This window comes from Thiohalophilus thiocyanatoxydans (genome assembly GCF_004366735.1).
GTDB lineage: Bacteria > Pseudomonadota > Gammaproteobacteria > UBA6429 > Thiohalophilaceae > Thiohalophilus > Thiohalophilus thiocyanatoxydans.
On sequence record NZ_SOQX01000003.1, the window covers coordinates 136,202 to 153,345 of the forward strand.

At 57.8% G+C, this 17,144-nt stretch carries 16 protein-coding genes; 12 read left to right on the top strand and 4 right to left on the bottom strand.

Features of this window, described 5'->3' with window-relative positions; translation table 11 throughout:
* The first annotated feature begins 27 nt into the window (after positions 1 to 27).
* From EDC23_RS07545 to EDC23_RS07555, 3 genes are all read left to right on the top strand, one after another.
* Positions 28 to 1,269 carry an HD-GYP domain-containing protein gene (locus tag EDC23_RS07545; protein ID WP_134082943.1) on the top strand — a complete coding sequence of 414 codons (1,242 nt, stop codon included), beginning with the start codon at positions 28 to 30 and terminating at the stop codon, positions 1,267 to 1,269.
* A 276-nt stretch (positions 1,270 to 1,545) separates the two neighbouring features.
* Complete coding sequence (locus tag EDC23_RS07550) at positions 1,546 to 2,466, top strand: ABC transporter ATP-binding protein (RefSeq protein WP_134082946.1); 921 nt, start codon at positions 1,546 to 1,548, stop codon at positions 2,464 to 2,466.
* Positions 2,463 to 3,236 carry an ABC transporter permease gene (locus EDC23_RS07555; protein ID WP_134082949.1) on the top strand — a complete coding sequence of 258 codons (774 nt, stop codon included), beginning with the start codon at positions 2,463 to 2,465 and terminating at the stop codon, positions 3,234 to 3,236. Before EDC23_RS07550 ends, EDC23_RS07555 begins: the two co-directional genes overlap by 4 nt.
* Before the next feature lie 184 nt (positions 3,237 to 3,420).
* On the opposite strand, the gene EDC23_RS07560 is transcribed toward EDC23_RS07555, so the two are convergent.
* The 4 genes from EDC23_RS07560 to EDC23_RS07575 all read right to left on the bottom strand — a co-directional run bounded on the left by EDC23_RS07560 (position 3,421) and on the right by EDC23_RS07575 (position 7,620).
* Positions 3,421 to 4,254 (bottom strand): SDR family oxidoreductase, encoded by an 834-nt coding sequence (locus tag EDC23_RS07560; RefSeq protein WP_134082952.1) that lies wholly within the window; start codon positions 4,252 to 4,254, stop codon positions 3,421 to 3,423.
* Positions 4,255 to 4,497: 243 nt separating this feature from the next.
* The gene (locus tag EDC23_RS07565; protein WP_134082955.1) at positions 4,498 to 5,151 is read right to left on the bottom strand and encodes a DUF1614 domain-containing protein; all 654 of its coding nucleotides are present in this window, start codon (positions 5,149 to 5,151) and stop codon (positions 4,498 to 4,500) included.
* Between the two features lie 3 nt (positions 5,152 to 5,154).
* Entirely contained in the window at positions 5,155 to 6,036 is an 882-nt protein-coding gene (locus tag EDC23_RS07570) for a ribose-phosphate diphosphokinase (RefSeq protein ID WP_134082958.1), read from the bottom strand.
* Positions 6,037 to 6,054: 18 nt separating this feature from the next.
* Positions 6,055 to 7,620: a thymidine phosphorylase family protein gene (locus EDC23_RS07575; RefSeq protein ID WP_134082961.1), complete on the bottom strand. Its 1,566-nt coding sequence runs from the start codon at positions 7,618 to 7,620 to the stop codon at positions 6,055 to 6,057.
* Positions 7,621 to 7,802: 182 nt separating this feature from the next.
* Between EDC23_RS07575 and EDC23_RS07580 the strand changes: the two genes are divergently transcribed.
* The 9 genes from EDC23_RS07580 to ruvA all read left to right on the top strand — a co-directional run bounded on the left by EDC23_RS07580 (position 7,803) and on the right by ruvA (position 17,137).
* Positions 7,803 to 8,051 carry an FmdB family zinc ribbon protein gene (locus EDC23_RS07580; RefSeq protein WP_134082964.1) on the top strand — a complete coding sequence of 83 codons (249 nt, stop codon included), beginning with the start codon at positions 7,803 to 7,805 and terminating at the stop codon, positions 8,049 to 8,051.
* Between the two features lie 101 nt (positions 8,052 to 8,152).
* Entirely contained in the window at positions 8,153 to 9,943 is a 1,791-nt protein-coding gene (gene aspS, locus EDC23_RS07585) for an aspartate--tRNA ligase (RefSeq protein ID WP_134082967.1), read from the top strand.
* 174 nt (positions 9,944 to 10,117) lie between these two features.
* Positions 10,118 to 12,652 (top strand): serine/threonine-protein kinase, encoded by a 2,535-nt coding sequence (locus EDC23_RS07590; RefSeq protein WP_134082971.1) that lies wholly within the window; start codon positions 10,118 to 10,120, stop codon positions 12,650 to 12,652.
* 11 nt (positions 12,653 to 12,663) lie between these two features.
* Complete coding sequence (locus EDC23_RS07595; protein WP_134082974.1) at positions 12,664 to 13,461, top strand: Stp1/IreP family PP2C-type Ser/Thr phosphatase; 798 nt, start codon at positions 12,664 to 12,666, stop codon at positions 13,459 to 13,461.
* 33 nt (positions 13,462 to 13,494) lie between these two features.
* On the top strand, positions 13,495 to 14,139 hold the full coding sequence (locus EDC23_RS07600; protein ID WP_166668805.1) for an FHA domain-containing protein: 645 nt from the start codon (positions 13,495 to 13,497) through the stop codon (positions 14,137 to 14,139).
* Positions 14,140 to 14,160: 21 nt separating this feature from the next.
* Positions 14,161 to 14,520, top strand: a complete 360-nt coding sequence (locus tag EDC23_RS07605; RefSeq protein ID WP_134082980.1) for an FHA domain-containing protein — start codon at positions 14,161 to 14,163, stop codon at positions 14,518 to 14,520.
* Positions 14,521 to 14,743: 223 nt separating this feature from the next.
* Positions 14,744 to 15,493, top strand: coding sequence for a YebC/PmpR family DNA-binding transcriptional regulator (locus EDC23_RS07610; protein ID WP_134082983.1), 750 nt, complete (start codon positions 14,744 to 14,746; stop codon positions 15,491 to 15,493).
* 201 nt (positions 15,494 to 15,694) lie between these two features.
* Positions 15,695 to 16,222, top strand: a complete 528-nt coding sequence (gene ruvC / locus EDC23_RS07615; RefSeq protein WP_134082986.1) for a crossover junction endodeoxyribonuclease RuvC — start codon at positions 15,695 to 15,697, stop codon at positions 16,220 to 16,222.
* A gap of 300 nt (positions 16,223 to 16,522) precedes the next feature.
* Complete coding sequence (gene ruvA / locus EDC23_RS07620; RefSeq protein ID WP_134082989.1) at positions 16,523 to 17,137, top strand: Holliday junction branch migration protein RuvA; 615 nt, start codon at positions 16,523 to 16,525, stop codon at positions 17,135 to 17,137.
* Positions 17,138 to 17,144: the final 7 nt, after the last annotated feature.

Sequence of the window (17,144 nt, forward strand, 5' to 3'; positions counted from 1 at the left end):
CTGACAGATGTGCAAACAGGGCAAGCGATGAAGGTTAAACTTGATGTCGCCAGTCTCAAGGAAGGGATGTTTGTTAGCGACCTGGATTGCGATTGGGCACAAACCTCGTTTTTGCTCGAGGGCGTGCTGATTTCCGATGACGAGGAGCTGGCCGAGCTCAATCGTTGCTGTGCCCATGTGTATGTCGATACCGAACGTTCCCATGATTCGGTGCTCTCCGAGCTGGAAAGTCTGGCCAGTCGGCCGCCATCGGCGGTAGCCACCGCGGCGAAACAGCAAGCGGAACAGGAAGCCGAGCGCGAGGAGCAGGATTTTCAGGAGACACTGCAGGAAGCCCGGCCGGTTCACAGTCGGGCCAAAAGTTATATCGAAACCCTGATGGATGATGTGCGGCTGGGTAACAGCCTCGATACCGCCACGGCGCGTGATCTGGTCACCGAGATCACCGAAAGCATCACCCACAGCCCCAACGCGATGGTCTGGCTGTCGCATCTCAAACACCGCGATGAATATACCGTCACCCACTGTATGAATACCTGTATTCTGGCGGTGACCTTCGGCCGTTATCTGGGGATGAACAAGGAAGAACTGGAACTGATGGGGCTGGGCGCGCTGTTGCATGACATCGGCAAGATGCGTGTCCCACTGGAGATCCTCAACAAGCCGGGTCGCCTGACACCGGAAGAGTTCGAAATTATCAAGACCCATGCATCGAAAGGCCATGAATTGCTGGTGTCCAGAGGGGATATTCCCCGGGAGTCACTCGATGTCGTTCTGCATCACCATGAACGGATCAGTGGCAAGGGTTATCCGCACGGCCTGATGGGCGAACGGGTTAACCGCATGACCAAGATCGTCTCCATTGTTGACGTATACGATGCCATTACCAGCGATCGTTGCTATCACGATGGTATCGCGCCCTACGCGGCATTAAAGAACATGTACGAGTGGATCAGCGAGGATTTCGAGCAGGATCTGGTCGAGCAGTTCATCAAATGCCTGGGTATCTATCCCGTCGGCAGTATGGTGCAACTCAATCTGGGGCAGATCGGTGTGGTGGTTTCCGCCAGTGAAAAAAGCCGTCTGCGACCCATCGTGCTGCTGGTGATCAACAGCAAGGGCGAGCGCTATGTCAAACCCAAACTGATCAACCTGGCTCATCCGCGCTGGCGTGACGGTAAACAGAAACTGGAAATCCGTAAAATTCTCCACAACGACGAATGCGACATCGACCTGCCGTCCGTCATTCAGGACGAATCGCTGATCTGATCCTCTTTTCCTGCTCTGGTATGAATAACGCAGAGTTCGCGGAGGCGCAGAGATATGATTTTTAATGTTGAATGTTAAATTTTGAATTGCGACGCTGCGTCTCATTTAAAATTTAAACCTGCTAATTATTTTCCTCTGCGACTCCGCGCCTCTGCGTGCTCCGCGTTGAAAAACTCCACCTGGATAACCATGAATTTTTTGGTGTAGCAAGGCGCCTGTCTATTGGTGGATGTCTTTTGTTACAATACCCGCCGGTTCGGTTTTTCAAGTGAGTTTATGTCCAACGCGCTGACTATTCGGGGGTTGACCAAGACCTATCGCGGCGGGGTGCAGGCCCTCAAGGGGGTCGATCTGGATGTGCGCGAGGGGGATTTCTTCGCCCTGCTGGGCCCCAATGGCGCGGGCAAGTCCACCACCATCGGGATTATCTGTTCGCTGATCAACAAAACCGCCGGGAGCGTCGAAGTGTTCGGTCACGATATCGACCGTGATCTGGAGGCGGCCAAGAGCTGTATCGGTCTGGTGCCGCAGGAGTTCAACTTCAACCAGTTTGAGCCGGTAGGAGAGATTGTTATCAACCAGGCCGGCTATTACGGTATCGATCGCAAGCTGGCCCGTGAGCGCGCGGAAACCTATCTGCGCCAGCTGGAGTTGTGGGACAAGCGCCACGTCATGGCGCGGGAGTTGTCCGGCGGGATGAAGCGGCGCCTGATGATCGCGCGCGCGCTGGTGCACGAACCTCGACTGCTGATTCTCGATGAACCGACTGCCGGGGTGGATATCGAGATCCGCCGCTCCATGTGGAAATTCCTCAGCAAGATCAACGCCCAGGGAACCACGATCATCCTGACCACCCATTACCTGGAAGAGGCCGAGCAGCTGTGCCGGCATATCGCCATCATCAATCACGGCGAGGCGGTCGAGCACACCGAGATGAAATCACTGCTGATGAAGCTGCACGTGGAAACTTTCGTACTGGATCTGGGCGAGACCATCGATACGGTGCCCCAGGTCGAAGGCTATAATCTGACCATGCTCGACAAGCGCACGCTCAGCGTGGATATCAGCAAGGCGCAGAGCCTCAATCAGCTGTTCGAGGCATTGAGTCGCCAGGGGCTGCATGTGCTCAGTATGCGTAACAAGACCAATCGACTGGAAGAGTTGTTCGTGCGCATGGTCGAGGAGGACAACGCATGAAGCTGTCGCAGCAATACGTCGCCTTTAGCACAATCCTGACCAAGGAATTCCTGCGGTTTATCCGCATCTGGATCCAGACGGTGTTGCCGGCGGCGATCACCACCGGGCTTTATTTTATTATCTTCGGTAACCTGATCGGTTCACAGCTGTCGGATATCGGTGGCCTGACCTACATGGAATACATCGTCCCCGGGATCATCCTGATGGCGATCATCAACAACTCCTACGCCAATGTCGTCTCATCCTTTTATGGCGCCAAGTTCCAGCGTCACGTGGAGGAGATGCTGATCTCGCCCATGCCCAACTACCTCATTGTGCTGGGCTATGCCGCCGGGGGCATGGCGCGCGGCCTGATAGTGGGGCTGGCTGTCACCGCAGTCTCCCTGATCTTCGCCGAGCCGCAGCTGCATCATATTCTGGTAACCCTCTACGTGGTGCTCATGACCTCGCTGCTGTTTGCCCTGGGCGGCTTCGTCAACGCCGTGTATGCCAAAAGCTTCGATGATATCTCCATCATTCCCACCTTCGTACTGACGCCGCTGACCTACCTGGGCGGGATTTTCTATTCCATCGACATGCTGCCGCAGTTCTGGCAGAACGTCTCGCTGGTCAATCCCATCCTCTACATGATCAATGCCATGCGCTACGGCATGCTTGGCGTCTCCGACATCGACATCCGGGTGGCACTGCTGATCATCACCGGCTTCGTCGTCGTCCTCTACCTGTTCTGCCTCTACCTGCTCAACAAGGGTGTCGGCATCCGAACGTGAATACTAGAGGTGTTCGTGGAAAATAACGCAGAGGGCGCGGAGCCGCAAAGACGCGGAGAAGATCTTTATAAAACCAGGCTTCCGTGATGATTATCACGATCGTCTGACAGACTTATGATAATAAAATAGTTTTCTCTGCGGCTCCGCGACTCCGCGCCCTCTGCGTTTTATCCCAGAGAGCCAGCTATATACGCGCGAGTAGTTTGTCCAGCAGGCGGGTGGAGAGGAAGCGTTTGAGGGTGCCGAACAGGTAGGTGGGGAAGGTGACGTAATAGCGCGGTCTGGGCCGGCGGCTTTCCAGCGCGTGGATGACGCGTTTTAAAACTGCCTCCGGCGGCAGGGTGAAGGGCACGGCGGGGCCTTCCTTGGTCAGCCGCTGTTCCATGGCCAGGTAGTGATCCCGGAACGGGCTGTTGTCGCGGTCGATGTGCTGCTGGTAGGCGGCAAAGGAGTTGGCGCGAAAGCGGCTTTCGATCGGGCCGGGTTCAATGAGTGAGATATGAATGTCGGTGTCGCGTAGTTCCAGGCGCAGGGTGTCGGACAAGCCTTCCAGGGCGTATTTGCTGGCGTTATAGGCGCCGCGAAACGGCAGGGCGATCAGCCCCAGAATGGAGCTGTTCTGGATAATGCGCCCGTAACCCTGGCGACGCATCACCGGCAGTACCCGACAGGTCAGTTCATGCCAGCCGAACAGGTTGGTCTCAAACTGCCGGCGCAGCACGTCGCGGCGCAGATCCTCCACGGCCCCGGCCTGACCGTAGGCGCCGTTGTTGAACAGGGCGTACAACGTGCCGCCGGTGCGTTGCAGCACCTCGTCCACCGCGGCGTTGATCGAAGCCGAATCATCCAGATCCAGTCTCAAACCCTCCAGGCCTTCCTCGTTCAGCTTCGCCACATCCGCCTCGCGTCGCGCCGTGGCAAATACCCGGTAACCGCGCTCCCGCAACCCCCGCGCCACGCACAGGCCAATCCCGGATGAGCAGCCGGTGATCAGAATGTTTTTCCTGTCTTTATTCATAATCTGATGTCGTAGCCGTTAGTGACAAAGAACTTTAACGCAGAGGCGCAAAGACGTTTATGCCCGTTGTTTGGGTGCAAAGGACCGCAGAGTTTTTATTCATATGAAGTGATAATCAATTAACACCAGAAATCTTGTAACGGGCTCTATCTTTAATAATTTTTTTCTTCGTGTCTTGGTGTCTTCGTGGTTAATCTCTTCTTTGCGTTCTCTGCGCCTCCGCGCCTCTGCGTTTTGATCTTTTTACGCCAGCAGCACGGCGATGATGCCGGTGAAGAATATCCCGTCGAAGGTCCCCGCGCCGCCGATGGAGGCGATGGGCGCGCCGAGTTTGGGAATGTCTTTGAGGCGCAGCAGGTCGGCGCCGATCAGCACGCCGAGGGTGCCGCAGATATAGGCCAGCGGCGGGCTCTGTTCCGGGGCCAGCAGCAGAGCGGTGATCGCGGCGGTCAGCGGGGCGATGAAGATCGGCATGCCGACGCCCAGTCCGGCAATGGGCCGGCTGAAGCCGTAACTGATCGCACTGACGATGCCGATGGCCAGCAGCACGGTGGGCAGCGGCAGGGATTGATTGAGAAACAGATAGAGCGAGAACAGGAGCGGCACCAGCGCCCCGCCCACATTGATGGCAATGACGGTATAGCCGGTAAACGGCGGCAGTTTGAACGGCCAGTAACGGGGCATTTGTGGTGGTGGTTCGGGCGGTTTCTCGGCCTTGATCCGGGCCAGCGGCAGGTTGACGGCACTGCCAATCAGGGTGGTGATCAGTAACAGCGCGGCCGAGTGGGGCGACAGGCCGAGCTTGCTCAACACCAGCGAGAAGATCTGGATCTGGATGAAGAGGATCACTACCAGGGCGACAAAAAACAGCAGCAGATAATTGCCGGGTGAACGCATAACCTAGTTCAGCATCTTCCTGACAGCTGCTGCCAGCAGTGGGGCCAGTTGCACGGCGTTGCTCGGGTGGTGGACGCTGTCCGCGCTCCAGATCGTTTCAATCCCTGCCTCTTTTAAAAGCTTCGCCGCGTTATCGTCATATAACGCATGGGTGCAGAGAGCATCGACCCGTTGGGTCCCGGCGTTGTACAACTGCCTGGCGGTGACCGCCAGGGTGTGGCCGCTACTGATCATGTCATCCACCAGCACGACATGGCGTTGCCGGTACTCGCGATCGGGCAGGCGAATGGCCACCTGCCGATCGCCGCGGCGCACCTTGTCGGCGACGCCAAAGTCAAAATCGCCCTGCCGGGCCACCTGTTCGACCCACTGGCGAGACTCCTCGTCGGGACCCAGCATCAGCACTTCGCGGGTCTGCTCGAGCAAAAAGCGTCCCAGCAGCGGTGCGGCACTGAGATTGTGTGCCTGGGGCAGGGGGATCGCCTCGTCCAGGCGGGCTATGCGGTGCAGATGGGCGTCGACGGTGATCACCGCGTCGACCAGGTCGGCCAGAAAGCGGCCGATGATCCGCTGACTGACGGCCTCACCGGGATGAAAAGCTTTGTCCTGACGCATGTAACAGAGATAGGGCGAAACCAGGATAATTCGCTCGGCGCCCAGCTCCCGGGCAGCGCGGGTCGCCAGCAGCAGTTCCACGAGTTTGGCATCGGGATGATCCAGACTGCGATAGAGCACCACGGTCGGCGGCAGTGCCGGCGGCAGGGTAAGGCGGTTTTCGCCATCGGGGAAACGGTGCACCTCGATGGGGGCGTACTCGAGCTGCAACGCTGCCGCCAGGCGTTGTGCCGGTGCCGCTTCGTCGGGAAAACCGAGCAGGAGGGTCATGAGTGGATCGCCATCGGGTCAGATTTCCATGTAGCTGTGGCTGATCTCATCCGGGTGACCGATCCGGTAGCCACTGTCCTGCTCGGCCAGATGGCGGGCGAAATTGAAGTCGGCACTGAACGCGGCATGGATACGATACAGCGGTTCGCCCCGGGTCACCGGCTCGCCCAGTTTTTTGAGCAGATCCACCCCGGCGGCCCGCTCCATTGGCGCGCCGGCCAGGCTGGCGATTTTGGCCAGCTTGAAATTGTCGATGGCGGTGACCACGCCATCGTCATCGGCGGGGATCTCGATATTGAGCGGACCGGCGATAAAGGCGTAGTCGATCTTGCCCTGGGCGGCGATGATCTCCTGCATCTTGCGCAGGGCGCGGCCGTCCTCGAGGATGTCGCGGGCGATGCCATAGCCCTGGCCGCCGCGCACGTCGGGGTCGAACTCCAGTATCCGCCCGGCCAGGCGCAGAGACTTCTGGCGCAGGTCGTTGGGGGCGTCGGGATCGCCTTCGAGGATCTGCATGACATCGCGGGCTTCGAGCATGGGGCCTATGCCGCAACCGATAGGCTGGCTGCCGTCGCTGATCACCACCTCCAGATGGACGCCGATGCGATCGCCGATGTACTCGAACAGTTTGCGCAGGCGCAGCGCCTGGCTCATGTGACGCACTTTGGCGGTGGGGCCCACCGGGATATCGATCAACAGATGGGTGGCCCCGGCGGCCAGTTTCTTGGACAGGATGGAGGCGACCATCTGCGACTCGGAGTCGATGCCCAGCGGCCGTTCCACCGAGATCAGGATGTCGTCGGCCGGGGCCAGATGCGCACGGCCGCCCCAGGCGAGGCAGGCGCGGGTCTTGTTGACTACCTCGTGCATGCTGCGCGGACTGAGATCGACCTTGGCCAGCACCGACATGGTGTCGGCGGTGCCGGCCGGCGAGGTAATGGCGCGGCTGGAGGTTTTGGGCATCAGCAGGCCGTGGGCGGCCACGATGGGGACGATCAGCATGGTGGTGCGATTGCCGGGGATACCGCCGATGCAATGTTTGTCCGCCACCAGCGGGGCGTCCCACTGCATATGTTCACCCGTGTCGGCCATGGCCCGGGTCAGGTACAGCGTCTCCTCGCGATCCAGGCCCGACTGGGTACAGGCCACCAGAAACGCGGCCATCTCCATCTTGGAATAGCGGCTGGCGGCGATGTCGCTGGCGATCTCCCGGTAATCCTCGGCCAACAGGCGCTCACCGCGTATCTTGCGGCGCACCGCATCCATCGACTCGACCGGCTCGGCATGGATCACCCAGGCCGGCTCGCCCTGTTGCATGTCCAGCTGGGCAAAGGCCTGTTCGGCCAGTCCCAGTTCCTCGGTGCCGACGATGGCCTCGTCATCCACCACGTTCAGCACGGCGTGGATGCGCCGGCCATTGGCCATGATCACGATCTTGCTCAGAGCCTGAAAGCCCTCGGCGCGATACAGCTCGCAATTGCGGTGCAAATAGGCAACGTTTTCGTGATAGGTGTCGATGGCGACCCGGCGCAGTTTGAGCCGGTCCTTGTCACCGTTGTTGTCGGAGGAGGGAGTCTGTGTCATGCCATAACCGCTTGAAATAACGGGATTGTGGCACAATCGACCGGGAATCCCAACTTTGACTCGCAGTGCTTGAATTTGGCGGAACCGGCCTTATTTTAATAACGGGCGGGTGTATCCGTGCCAGGCCGCCTATATAATACCCGGACCGACCTTTAACTTGCTTGCGTACGAGGACCTCCACGATGCCGATTTACGAATACCAGTGTGAAGAGTGCGATCACGTTCTGGAAGTGATCCAGAAGATGAGCGAGGCGCCTCTGAGCGAGTGCCCCGAGTGTGGCAAAACGGCTTTGAAAAAACTGATTTCGGCCTCCGGTTTCCGGCTCAAGGGTAGCGGCTGGTACGAGACCGATTTCAAGTCGGATAACCGCAAGAATCTGGCCGGCGAGAGCGGCAAAAGCAGCAGCGGCGAGAGCAAGAAAAGCGCCTGAAACCCGCTCTGTCCGGGCAACCGGGGCGATTCCCCGGTTGCACAGATCCCCGCCAATCCGTAAGATTCCCGCCTTGTCCCAAGCACAGGCCCCGAACTCTCATGCGTAGCCATTACTGCGGCGAGATCAACGAATCTCATATCGATCAACAAGTCACTGTTTGCGGCTGGGTCCACCGGCGTCGTGACCATGGCGGGGTGATCTTTATTGATCTGCGCGATCGCGAAGGGCTGTTGCAGGTGGTCTACGATCCCGATAATCCCGAACCGTTTATGCTGGCCGAGAAGGTTCGCAGCGAATATGTGTTGCGGGTGACCGGCCGGGTGCGTCGCCGTCCCGAGGGGACGGAGAACGCCAACATGCCGACCGGCCAGATCGAGGTGCTGGGACTGGAGCTGGAGATTCTCAATCACTCGGAAACGCCGCCGTTCCAGCTCGATGACGAGGACGTGGCCGAGGAACACCGGTTGCGCTATCGCTATGTCGATCTGCGCCGCCCGGAAATGCTGCAGCGCATGAAGCTGCGCTCGAAGATCACTACCGAGTTTCGTAATTACCTGAATGACAACGGCTTTCTCGAGATCGAGACGCCCATGCTGACCAAGGCGACCCCCGAAGGGGCGCGCGATTACCTGGTCCCGAGCCGCACCCACGACGGCGCCTTTTTCGCCCTGCCGCAGTCCCCGCAGCTGTTCAAACAGCTGCTGATGGTCGCCGGCATGGATCGCTATTACCAGATCGTCCGCTGTTTTCGCGACGAGGACTTGCGCGCCGACCGCCAGCCCGAATTTACCCAGCTGGATATCGAGACCTCGTTCCTCGACGAGGAAGCGATCATGCCGATGATGGAAGGCATGCTGCGGCATGTTTTCGCCCATGTGCTGGAAATCCCGCTACACGATCCTTTCCCGCGTATGACCTACGCCGAGGCGATTCGCCGTTTCGGTTCCGACAAGCCCGATCTGCGCATTCCGCTGGAGCTGGTGGATGTGGCGGATGTGATGCAGGGCGTCGAGTTCAAGGTTTTCAGCGGTCCGGCCAATGATCCGGCGGGCCGGGTGGCTGCTCTGCGGGTACCCAAAGGCGGTGAGCTGACCCGCAAGGAGATCGACGACTATACTGATTTTGTCAGTATCTACGGTGCGCGCGGACTGGCCTATATCAAGATCAACGACATCGCCGCCGGTCGCGAAGGCTTGCAGTCGCCGATTCTCAAGTTCCTGCCCGATGACGCTATCGAGGCGATCCTGCAACGCACCGAGGCCGAAAACGGCGATCTGATCTTCTTCGGCGCCGACAAGGCCACGGTGGTCAATGAGGCGCTCGGCGCGCTGCGGGTCAAGCTCGGTCACGAGAAAGGTTATCTGGAGCACGGCTGGCAGCCGCTGTGGGTGGTCGATTTCCCCATGTTCGAATGGGACCAGGGGAGCCAGCGCTGGTATTCCCTGCACCATCCCTTCACCTCCCCGAACGAGGCCGATCTCGACAAGCTCGAATCGGATCCGGGCAACTGCGGCTCACGGGCCTTCGACATGGTGCTCAACGGCACCGAAATCGGCGGTGGCTCCATGCGTATCTATCGCGAAGAAGTGCAGCGCCGGGTGTTCAAGGCGCTGGGCATCGGCGAGGGTGAGGCGCAGGAGAAGTTCGGCTTCCTGCTGGATGCCCTGCATTACGGCTGCCCGCCCCACGGCGGCATGGCCTTTGGGCTGGACCGGCTGGTGATGCTGATGACCGGTGCCCAGTCGATTCGCGATGTGATGGCCTTCCCCAAGACCCAGTCAGCCAGCTGTCTGCTGACCCAGGCGCCGTCGCCGGTCAGCGAGGCCCAGTTGCGCGAATTGCACATCAAGCTGCGCAATCCGCCCGGCAAGGAGAAGCCGGGCGGTTAATTTCTGCCCGCTTCCGGCGCGGCAGACCTCCCAAAGTGGGCGATTCCCTCTTTATTAATGGGTGCGCTCATGTCATTCTCTTTTTACCGATACCCGTAGTGGCAAGTCCCGGCGGTCAAGTCGCCGCCCGGCGGGCATAAAACCGATATTACAAGCCCGAGGCACGGAGCAAGCGTGAAACAGGTACCCTACTGGAAAACAGACTGGTTTCTCGGTTTGATCGTGGCCGGGCTGTTTCTGCTGGCCGGGGTGGCAGATATCACGCGACCGCTGGAAAATGCCGGCTATGATCTCGGGGCGCGTTTCGCCGCCAGCCAGCCCGGCAGCCAGGATGTGGTTGTGATCGCCATCGATCAGGATGCCATTGAACAATTCGGCCCCTGGCCCTGGAGACGGGATCTTCTGGCCCGGGCGACCCGGCAGCTTTCCGCCATGAATCCCGCTGTGATCGGTTTTGCGCTGCCTTTTGAGAGCGAACAACGGGCGGTCGGTCTGGAATCGCTGCAGGCACTGAAGGCGGAGCTGGAGAAGCAGGAAGGCAGTCGTCAGTTACTCGAACTGGCAAATCAGACCGAAGAACAGATGCAGACCGATCGGGATTTTGCCAATAGCCTGCGTTCTGCCGGCCGGGTTGTCCTGGCCATTCCCTACGCACGTAATGGCGCCGTGCGGGAAACCCCTGTCCTGGCCGACTACCAGGAGAAATTCCGGCTGGACGACGTGAGCGGGAAACCGGATGAGTCGCTCTGGTATCAGCGGTTCTTGCCCGAGCCGGTTCAGTCAGTCGATCGGATATACCCGCCTGTCGAAATGCTCGCCGAGTATGCCAATGGCGCCGGGGTTATGAACCTGGGCAATGGCAAAGAGCCGGCATTGCGGGCCGAGCCGCTGGTATTCCGGTACGGGGAACATTACCTGCCTTCATTCACCCTGATGGTGGCGACACACACCCGGCAATTGAGTATGTCGCAAATCAGCGTGCATCTGGAACACGGTGTTGAATTGGCTGACCAACGAATTAATGCTGATAATAAACTGCGCATCTATCCCCGTTTTTATCGCGGCAAGGAAGACAAACCGCCTATCAAGGTAATCTCTATCCTCGATCTGCTGGAAGACAAAATTGATAGCGAAAGCATTAGTAATAAAACAATTCTGGTCGGTTTAACCGGATCACCCTATGCCGCTTCCCTGCAGACGCCCCTGGGCGAGTCGATGCCACCGGTACTGGCCACGGCGCACAGTGTTACCAGCCTGTTAAACGATGATATGTTCGAAGTCCCCTATTGGGCCAGTTGGGCACAATGGTCACTGATTATCGTGATGGGACTGTATCTGATGTTTATTCTGCCGCGTTTTCGCATGAGTACCGGTGTAGCTCTGAGCGCGTTGCTGCTGATTGGTCTGTTCAATGGCTATCTTATCGCCATGCTGGCCAAAACCACCTGGTTACCCTTGATGACGCCGCTGGCACTCCTGTTGATCGGTCACCTTGTTCTCGCCATGAAACAATTTCTGCAAGGCCAGCTTCGTCATGTGTATCTGGAATTGTCCGGAGCCAATCAGGCGCTGGCGCAGCAGTATCACTCCCAGGGACAACTCGATCAGGCGTTTGAGAAATACCGCCATTGTATTGTGGATGAACCTTTGCTCAATCAGCTATACAACCTGGGCCTGGATTATGAGCGTAAGCGGCAATACAACAAGGCGGTGGCCGTATTCAAGTACATTGAGTCTCATGACGCCAGTTTCAGCGATGTTCAGGAAAGACTGAAACATAACCGCGAGGTGTCCGAGCAGTTTGTTATTGGCAATAGCAAGAGCAGCGCCCCTGCCGACGGCACATTGATTGTCAGTAATCCCGGTGTGCAAAAGCCGATGATTGGTCGCTATATGATTGACAGTGAACTGGGTCGGGGTGCCATGGGCATGGTGTATCTGGGACATGATCCCAAGATTGGTCGCAGTGTTGCGATTAAAACCATGAGCCTGTCCCAGGAGTTTGAGGGCGACAAGCTGGTGGATGTCAAGGAACGTTTTTTCCGCGAGGCGGAGACCGCCGGGCGCCTGCATCACCCCAACATCGTCACAATTTATGATGTTGGCGAAGATCAGGACCTGTCTTATATAGCCATGGACTACCTCAAGGGTGAAAACCTGATGGCCTATGCTAAGTCGGACAATCTCCTGCCGGCACGGGAAACGTTCGATGTTATTATACAGATTGCTGAAGCACTCGATTATGCACACAATGAAAAAGTCGTTCATCGCGATATCAAACCGGCCAATATGATCTACGATCGGGACAGCGGCGTCGTCAAGGTAACCGACTTCGGCGTAGCCTGCCTGACCGATACCAGTAAGACGAAGACCGGAACGATTCTGGGGAGTCCTTCCTATATGTCGCCGGAACAGCTGGCCGGTGCCAAACTTGACGGGCGTTCGGACCTGTTTTCCCTGGGAGTGATGTTGTATCAAATGCTGACCGGTGAATTACCGTTTATTGCGGATTCACTGGCCAGCCTGATGTATAAGATAGCCAACGAAAAGCATCCGGATATTCGTATGTTCCGTCCGGATCTGCCTTCCTGTGTCAGTCAGGTAATTAACAAAGCACTTCACAAGGAGCTGGATCGTCGCTTCCAGAGTGGTGCACAGATGACCAAGACGCTGACCCGTTGTCGAGAACGGTTGACCAAAAAGCATTAGGATGAAAAAAAATGTTGGGTGATTCGACAAATCTGGTCATCTACGGCATCTCGGATGTTGGAAAGATGCGGGAGCATAACGAAGATCACATCTCCTGGGACAAGGACATGGGCCTGGTGATCGTGGCCGATGGAATGGGCGGGCATAATGCCGGCGAGGTGGCCAGTGAAATCGCCGTTAACAGTATCCGGGAGGTGCTCCATGATGTACTGCATCCGGACATGCAGGGCAGCCTTAATATTGCTCTGGATGATGCTGTGCGCGAGGCTGTCTGTTACGCCAATGACGAGATCAATCGCCAGGCAAGGGAAAATCCTGCTTATTATGGTATGGGGACAACCATCGTCCTGAACCTGTTCTATGATGATCGCCTCATCTCCGCTCATGTGGGCGATTCCCGGGGTTATCGGTTGCGTGATGATAAACTGGAGCGCTTGACCAACGATCATTCACTGGTTCAGGAAATGGTGGATAATGGCTACCTGAGCCAGGAAGACGCGCAACTGTCGGCCAGCCGTAATCTGATTACCCGGGCACTGGGTATTGCCGACACCGTGGATGTGGATGTTACCGAGATAAAGGCCGAGTACGGTGATGTGTACATTCTGTGTACCGATGGTTTGACCGATCTGGTCAGTGATGATGAGATAATGACTCTGATCAGAGAGTACCGTTCCGAAACGGAGGGCTGTGATCTCGAGGGAGCGGCCGAGGCGTTGATCGCACTTGCAAATGACAAGGGTGGTAAGGACAATATCTCGGTGGTGCTGGCCTGTCTGCAAAAGACGTTTTCCGACTCCAGCATGTAGATGACTAATCCTGAGTGGAGTTCACAGGTAATTATGGCAAGAATTATACTGACTCATAACGGCGCAATTGTTAAAGAATATCCGCTGACCAAGGAGAAGCTGACTGTCGGGCGTAAACCCAGCAACGACGTGCAGCTCGATGATCCGACTGTGAGTGGTACGCATGCGGCGTTTTTAATGCTGCAACATGTCTATATCGAGGATCTCGACAGCACCAACGGCGTATTGTTGAACGGCAAGAAAGTCAGCAAACGACAGTTGAATCACGGTGATGTGGTCCGTATCGGCCGGCACGAATTCAAATATATTGATGACAATGCCGAAGATTTTGAAAGTACCGTGATTATTTCCGCGGATACACCGACCGCTTCCCGGCCGACAGCAGCACAATCCGCCGAATCGCATAAAAATTATGTGGTTAAAATACTGTCAGGCAGCAAGGCTGGCGAGGTGCTGACGCTGACCAAGCCCTATACCACCCTGGGAACACCGGGCTCACAAATGGCGGTCATCGCCCGACGCGGACAGAACTATTTTCTGATGCGGATGAGCGGCAGTGGTGTTGCCAGCCAACCACCGCGAATCAATGGACAACCTCTGCAGACGGAAAGTCAGCAGCTGAATTCCGGTGACACCATCGAAGTATCCGATACCCGGATGCGTTTCGAGGAAGCCTGAGCACCGGATGAGCAGTTAATTATGTCCGCAAAACTATTACTCAAACATGAAGGGCTGACCCTCAGCAGCTATGAGTTTGACAAGAAGACGCTGAATATCGGCCGCCAGGGAGGGAATGAGATCCAGCTCGATGATCCGGCGGTCAGCGGCCATCACGCGCGCCTGGTTCTGAAGCCCAATGATTATCTGGAAAATTATTACGACGTTTATCTGGAAGATCTGGGCAGCACCAACGGCACCATCGTCAACGACAGCAAGATCATTCGCCAGCTGCTCAAACACGGCGATGTCATTCGCATCGGCAGTCACGAGTTCACCTTCGACAGCGGTGCCGACGACGAACACTACGAACAGACCGCCATCTATCTACCCGATAGTTAATAGTGCTGAGTTCTGAGTTCTGAGTGCAAAGTTTTGTAGGTCACGCTGGCGATAGCCTGCGTGACTTTTTAAACGTATTGGCGTGTCAGGGAGCGCTGCGCGCACCCTGACCTACCTGGCTGAGTCACTAGCCCCTAGCCCCTAGTATCTAGCCCCTGATCCCCGCACACATTAATGTTAAGATTCCCCCTGTCGAAAGCTAACGGAACATAAAGAGGTAGTCATGGCCGGACACAGTAAATGGGCCAATATTCGTCACCGCAAGGCGGCGCAGGATGCCCGTCGCGGCAAGCTGTTCACCAAGCTGATTCGTGAAATCACCGTGTCGGCCCGGGAGGGGGGCGGTGATCCGGAGACCAATCCGCGCCTGCGCACGGCGATCGACAAGGCGCTGTCGGCCAATATGACCAAGGATACCATCGAGCGGGCGGTCAAGCGCGGCAGTGGTGATCAGGACGGCGCCAATTATGAGGCGGTTCGCTACGAAGGTTACGGCCCCGGCGGCGTGGCGATTATGGCCGATTGTCTGACCGACAACCGTAACCGGACTGTCTCCGAGGTGCGCCACGCCTTTACCAAAAACGGCGGCAACCTCGGTACCGACGGCTCGGTCGCCTATCTCTTTTCCAAACTGGGGAGCCTGAGCTATCCCGCCGGCAGCGACGAGGATACGATCATGGAGGCGGCCCTGGAGGCGGGTGCCGAGGACGTGGTCACCAACGAGGACGGCAGCATTGAGGTGATCACCGCGCCCGAGGATTTTTTCGACGTCAAAAGTGCCATGCAGAAAGCAGGCCTGGAGCCGGAGATGGCGGAAGTAACCATGCGCGCCGCCACCAGCGTCGATCTGCCATTGGACGAGGCCGAACAGGTGATGAAACTGGTCGACATGCTCGAAGACCAGGACGACGTGCAGAACGTCTACACCAACGCCGACTTCTCCGACGAGGTCCTCGAACAACTCGGCCAGTAACCTGGTGTAATTTTGAATGTTGAATTTTAAATTTTGAATTGCGGTTCCAGGTTTCATTCAAAATTCAACATTAAAAATTCAAAATTATTCGAGCGCCTCCGCGAACTCCGCGTTAAAAAGCAGTTCTCCCGAGCTGCCGCCGACGTCGCGTCTGCCTAAAAAGCCGTTTTCTCCGCTGTCGGTATCCTGTACTCTTTTCGAATGACACGCATTCTGGGCATTGATCCCGGTTCCCGGCTGACCGGTTTTGGCATCATCGAGATGCAGGGGCCGCGCGCGGTGTGGATCGGCAGCGGCTGCATTCGCACGGCGGAGGGGACGCTGGATACCCGTCTGAAGACCATTTGCCAGGGGCTGGCTGCGTTGCTGGACGAGCACCAGCCCGACGAAGTGGCCGTGGAGCAGGTATTCATGCATCGCAATGCTGATTCCGCCCTGAAGCTGGGCCAGGCCCGCGGTGCGGCCATCAGTACTGTCGCCCTGCGTTCGCTGCCGCTGAGCGAATACAGCCCGACGGAAATCAAAAAAGCCATCGTCGGCAAAGGCAATGCTGCCAAGGCGCAGGTCCAGCATATGGTCCAGCATCTGCTGGGCCTCAACAAGCTGCCCCAGGAAGACGCCGCCGATGCCCTCGCCGCGGCACTTTGCCATGCCCATCTGCGCCAGAGCATGCAACAATTATCCCCCCGCTTGCCGGCGGGAGTGCGCCGTTTGCGGCGGCGCCGTTAGCGGGGTTTCTGGGAAACAACGCAGAGTTCGCGGAGGCGCGGAGACGCGGAGGAAAAGAATAGCTAAATCTGGCACACGGCAGGGACCGCCTCACAATCATATTTATCGGATCAAAATCTGAAACAGGTTCATGTTTTCTCTGCGGCTCCGCACCCAAACGACGGGCATAAACACCTCCGCGCGACGTACAAGGAAGTACTGGTGTCGCGGGAGTCAGGATGACGAGAGCGACCCTCCGCGTTAATCCCAGTGGCGTGGATAAGTGATACAGTTAGGCAAAATTCAATCAGGAGCCAACAGGTGATCGGGCGTATTCAGGGGATTCTGGTCAGCAAGCAGCCGCCGCAGCTGCTGGTGGATGTGCACGGGGTGGGGTATGAAATCGAGGCGCCCATGTCGACTTTTTACCAGCTGCCGGAGGTGGCCCAGCCGGTGACTCTGCACACCCATCTGGTGGTGCGCGAGGATGCCCAGCAGCTCTACGGCTTCGCCAGTGAGCACGAGCGGCGGCTGTTTCGCAGCCTGATCCGGGTCAACGGGGTCGGGGCGAAGCTGGCGCTGGCGATCCTCTCGGGGATGAGCGCCGATGAATTCGCCCGCTGTGTCCATGATGACGACAGCCGCGCGCTGGTGCAGTTGCCGGGGGTCGGGAAAAAGACCGCCGAGCGATTGATCATGGAGATGCGGGACCGGCTGGCCGACTGGGAGAGCGACAGTCCGGCGCCGGCCGACGGTTCGGCACCGCGCCCCCCGGCGGCCGGATCCCAGGAGGCCGATCGCGAGGCGGTCAGCGCCCTGATCGCCCTGGGCTACAAACCGCCGGAGGCCAGCCGTATGGTCCAGTCGGTGGACAGCGAGGGCCGAAACAGTGAAGATATCATTCGCGCCGCGCTCAAGGCGGCTGTAAGCCGTTGATTATAGA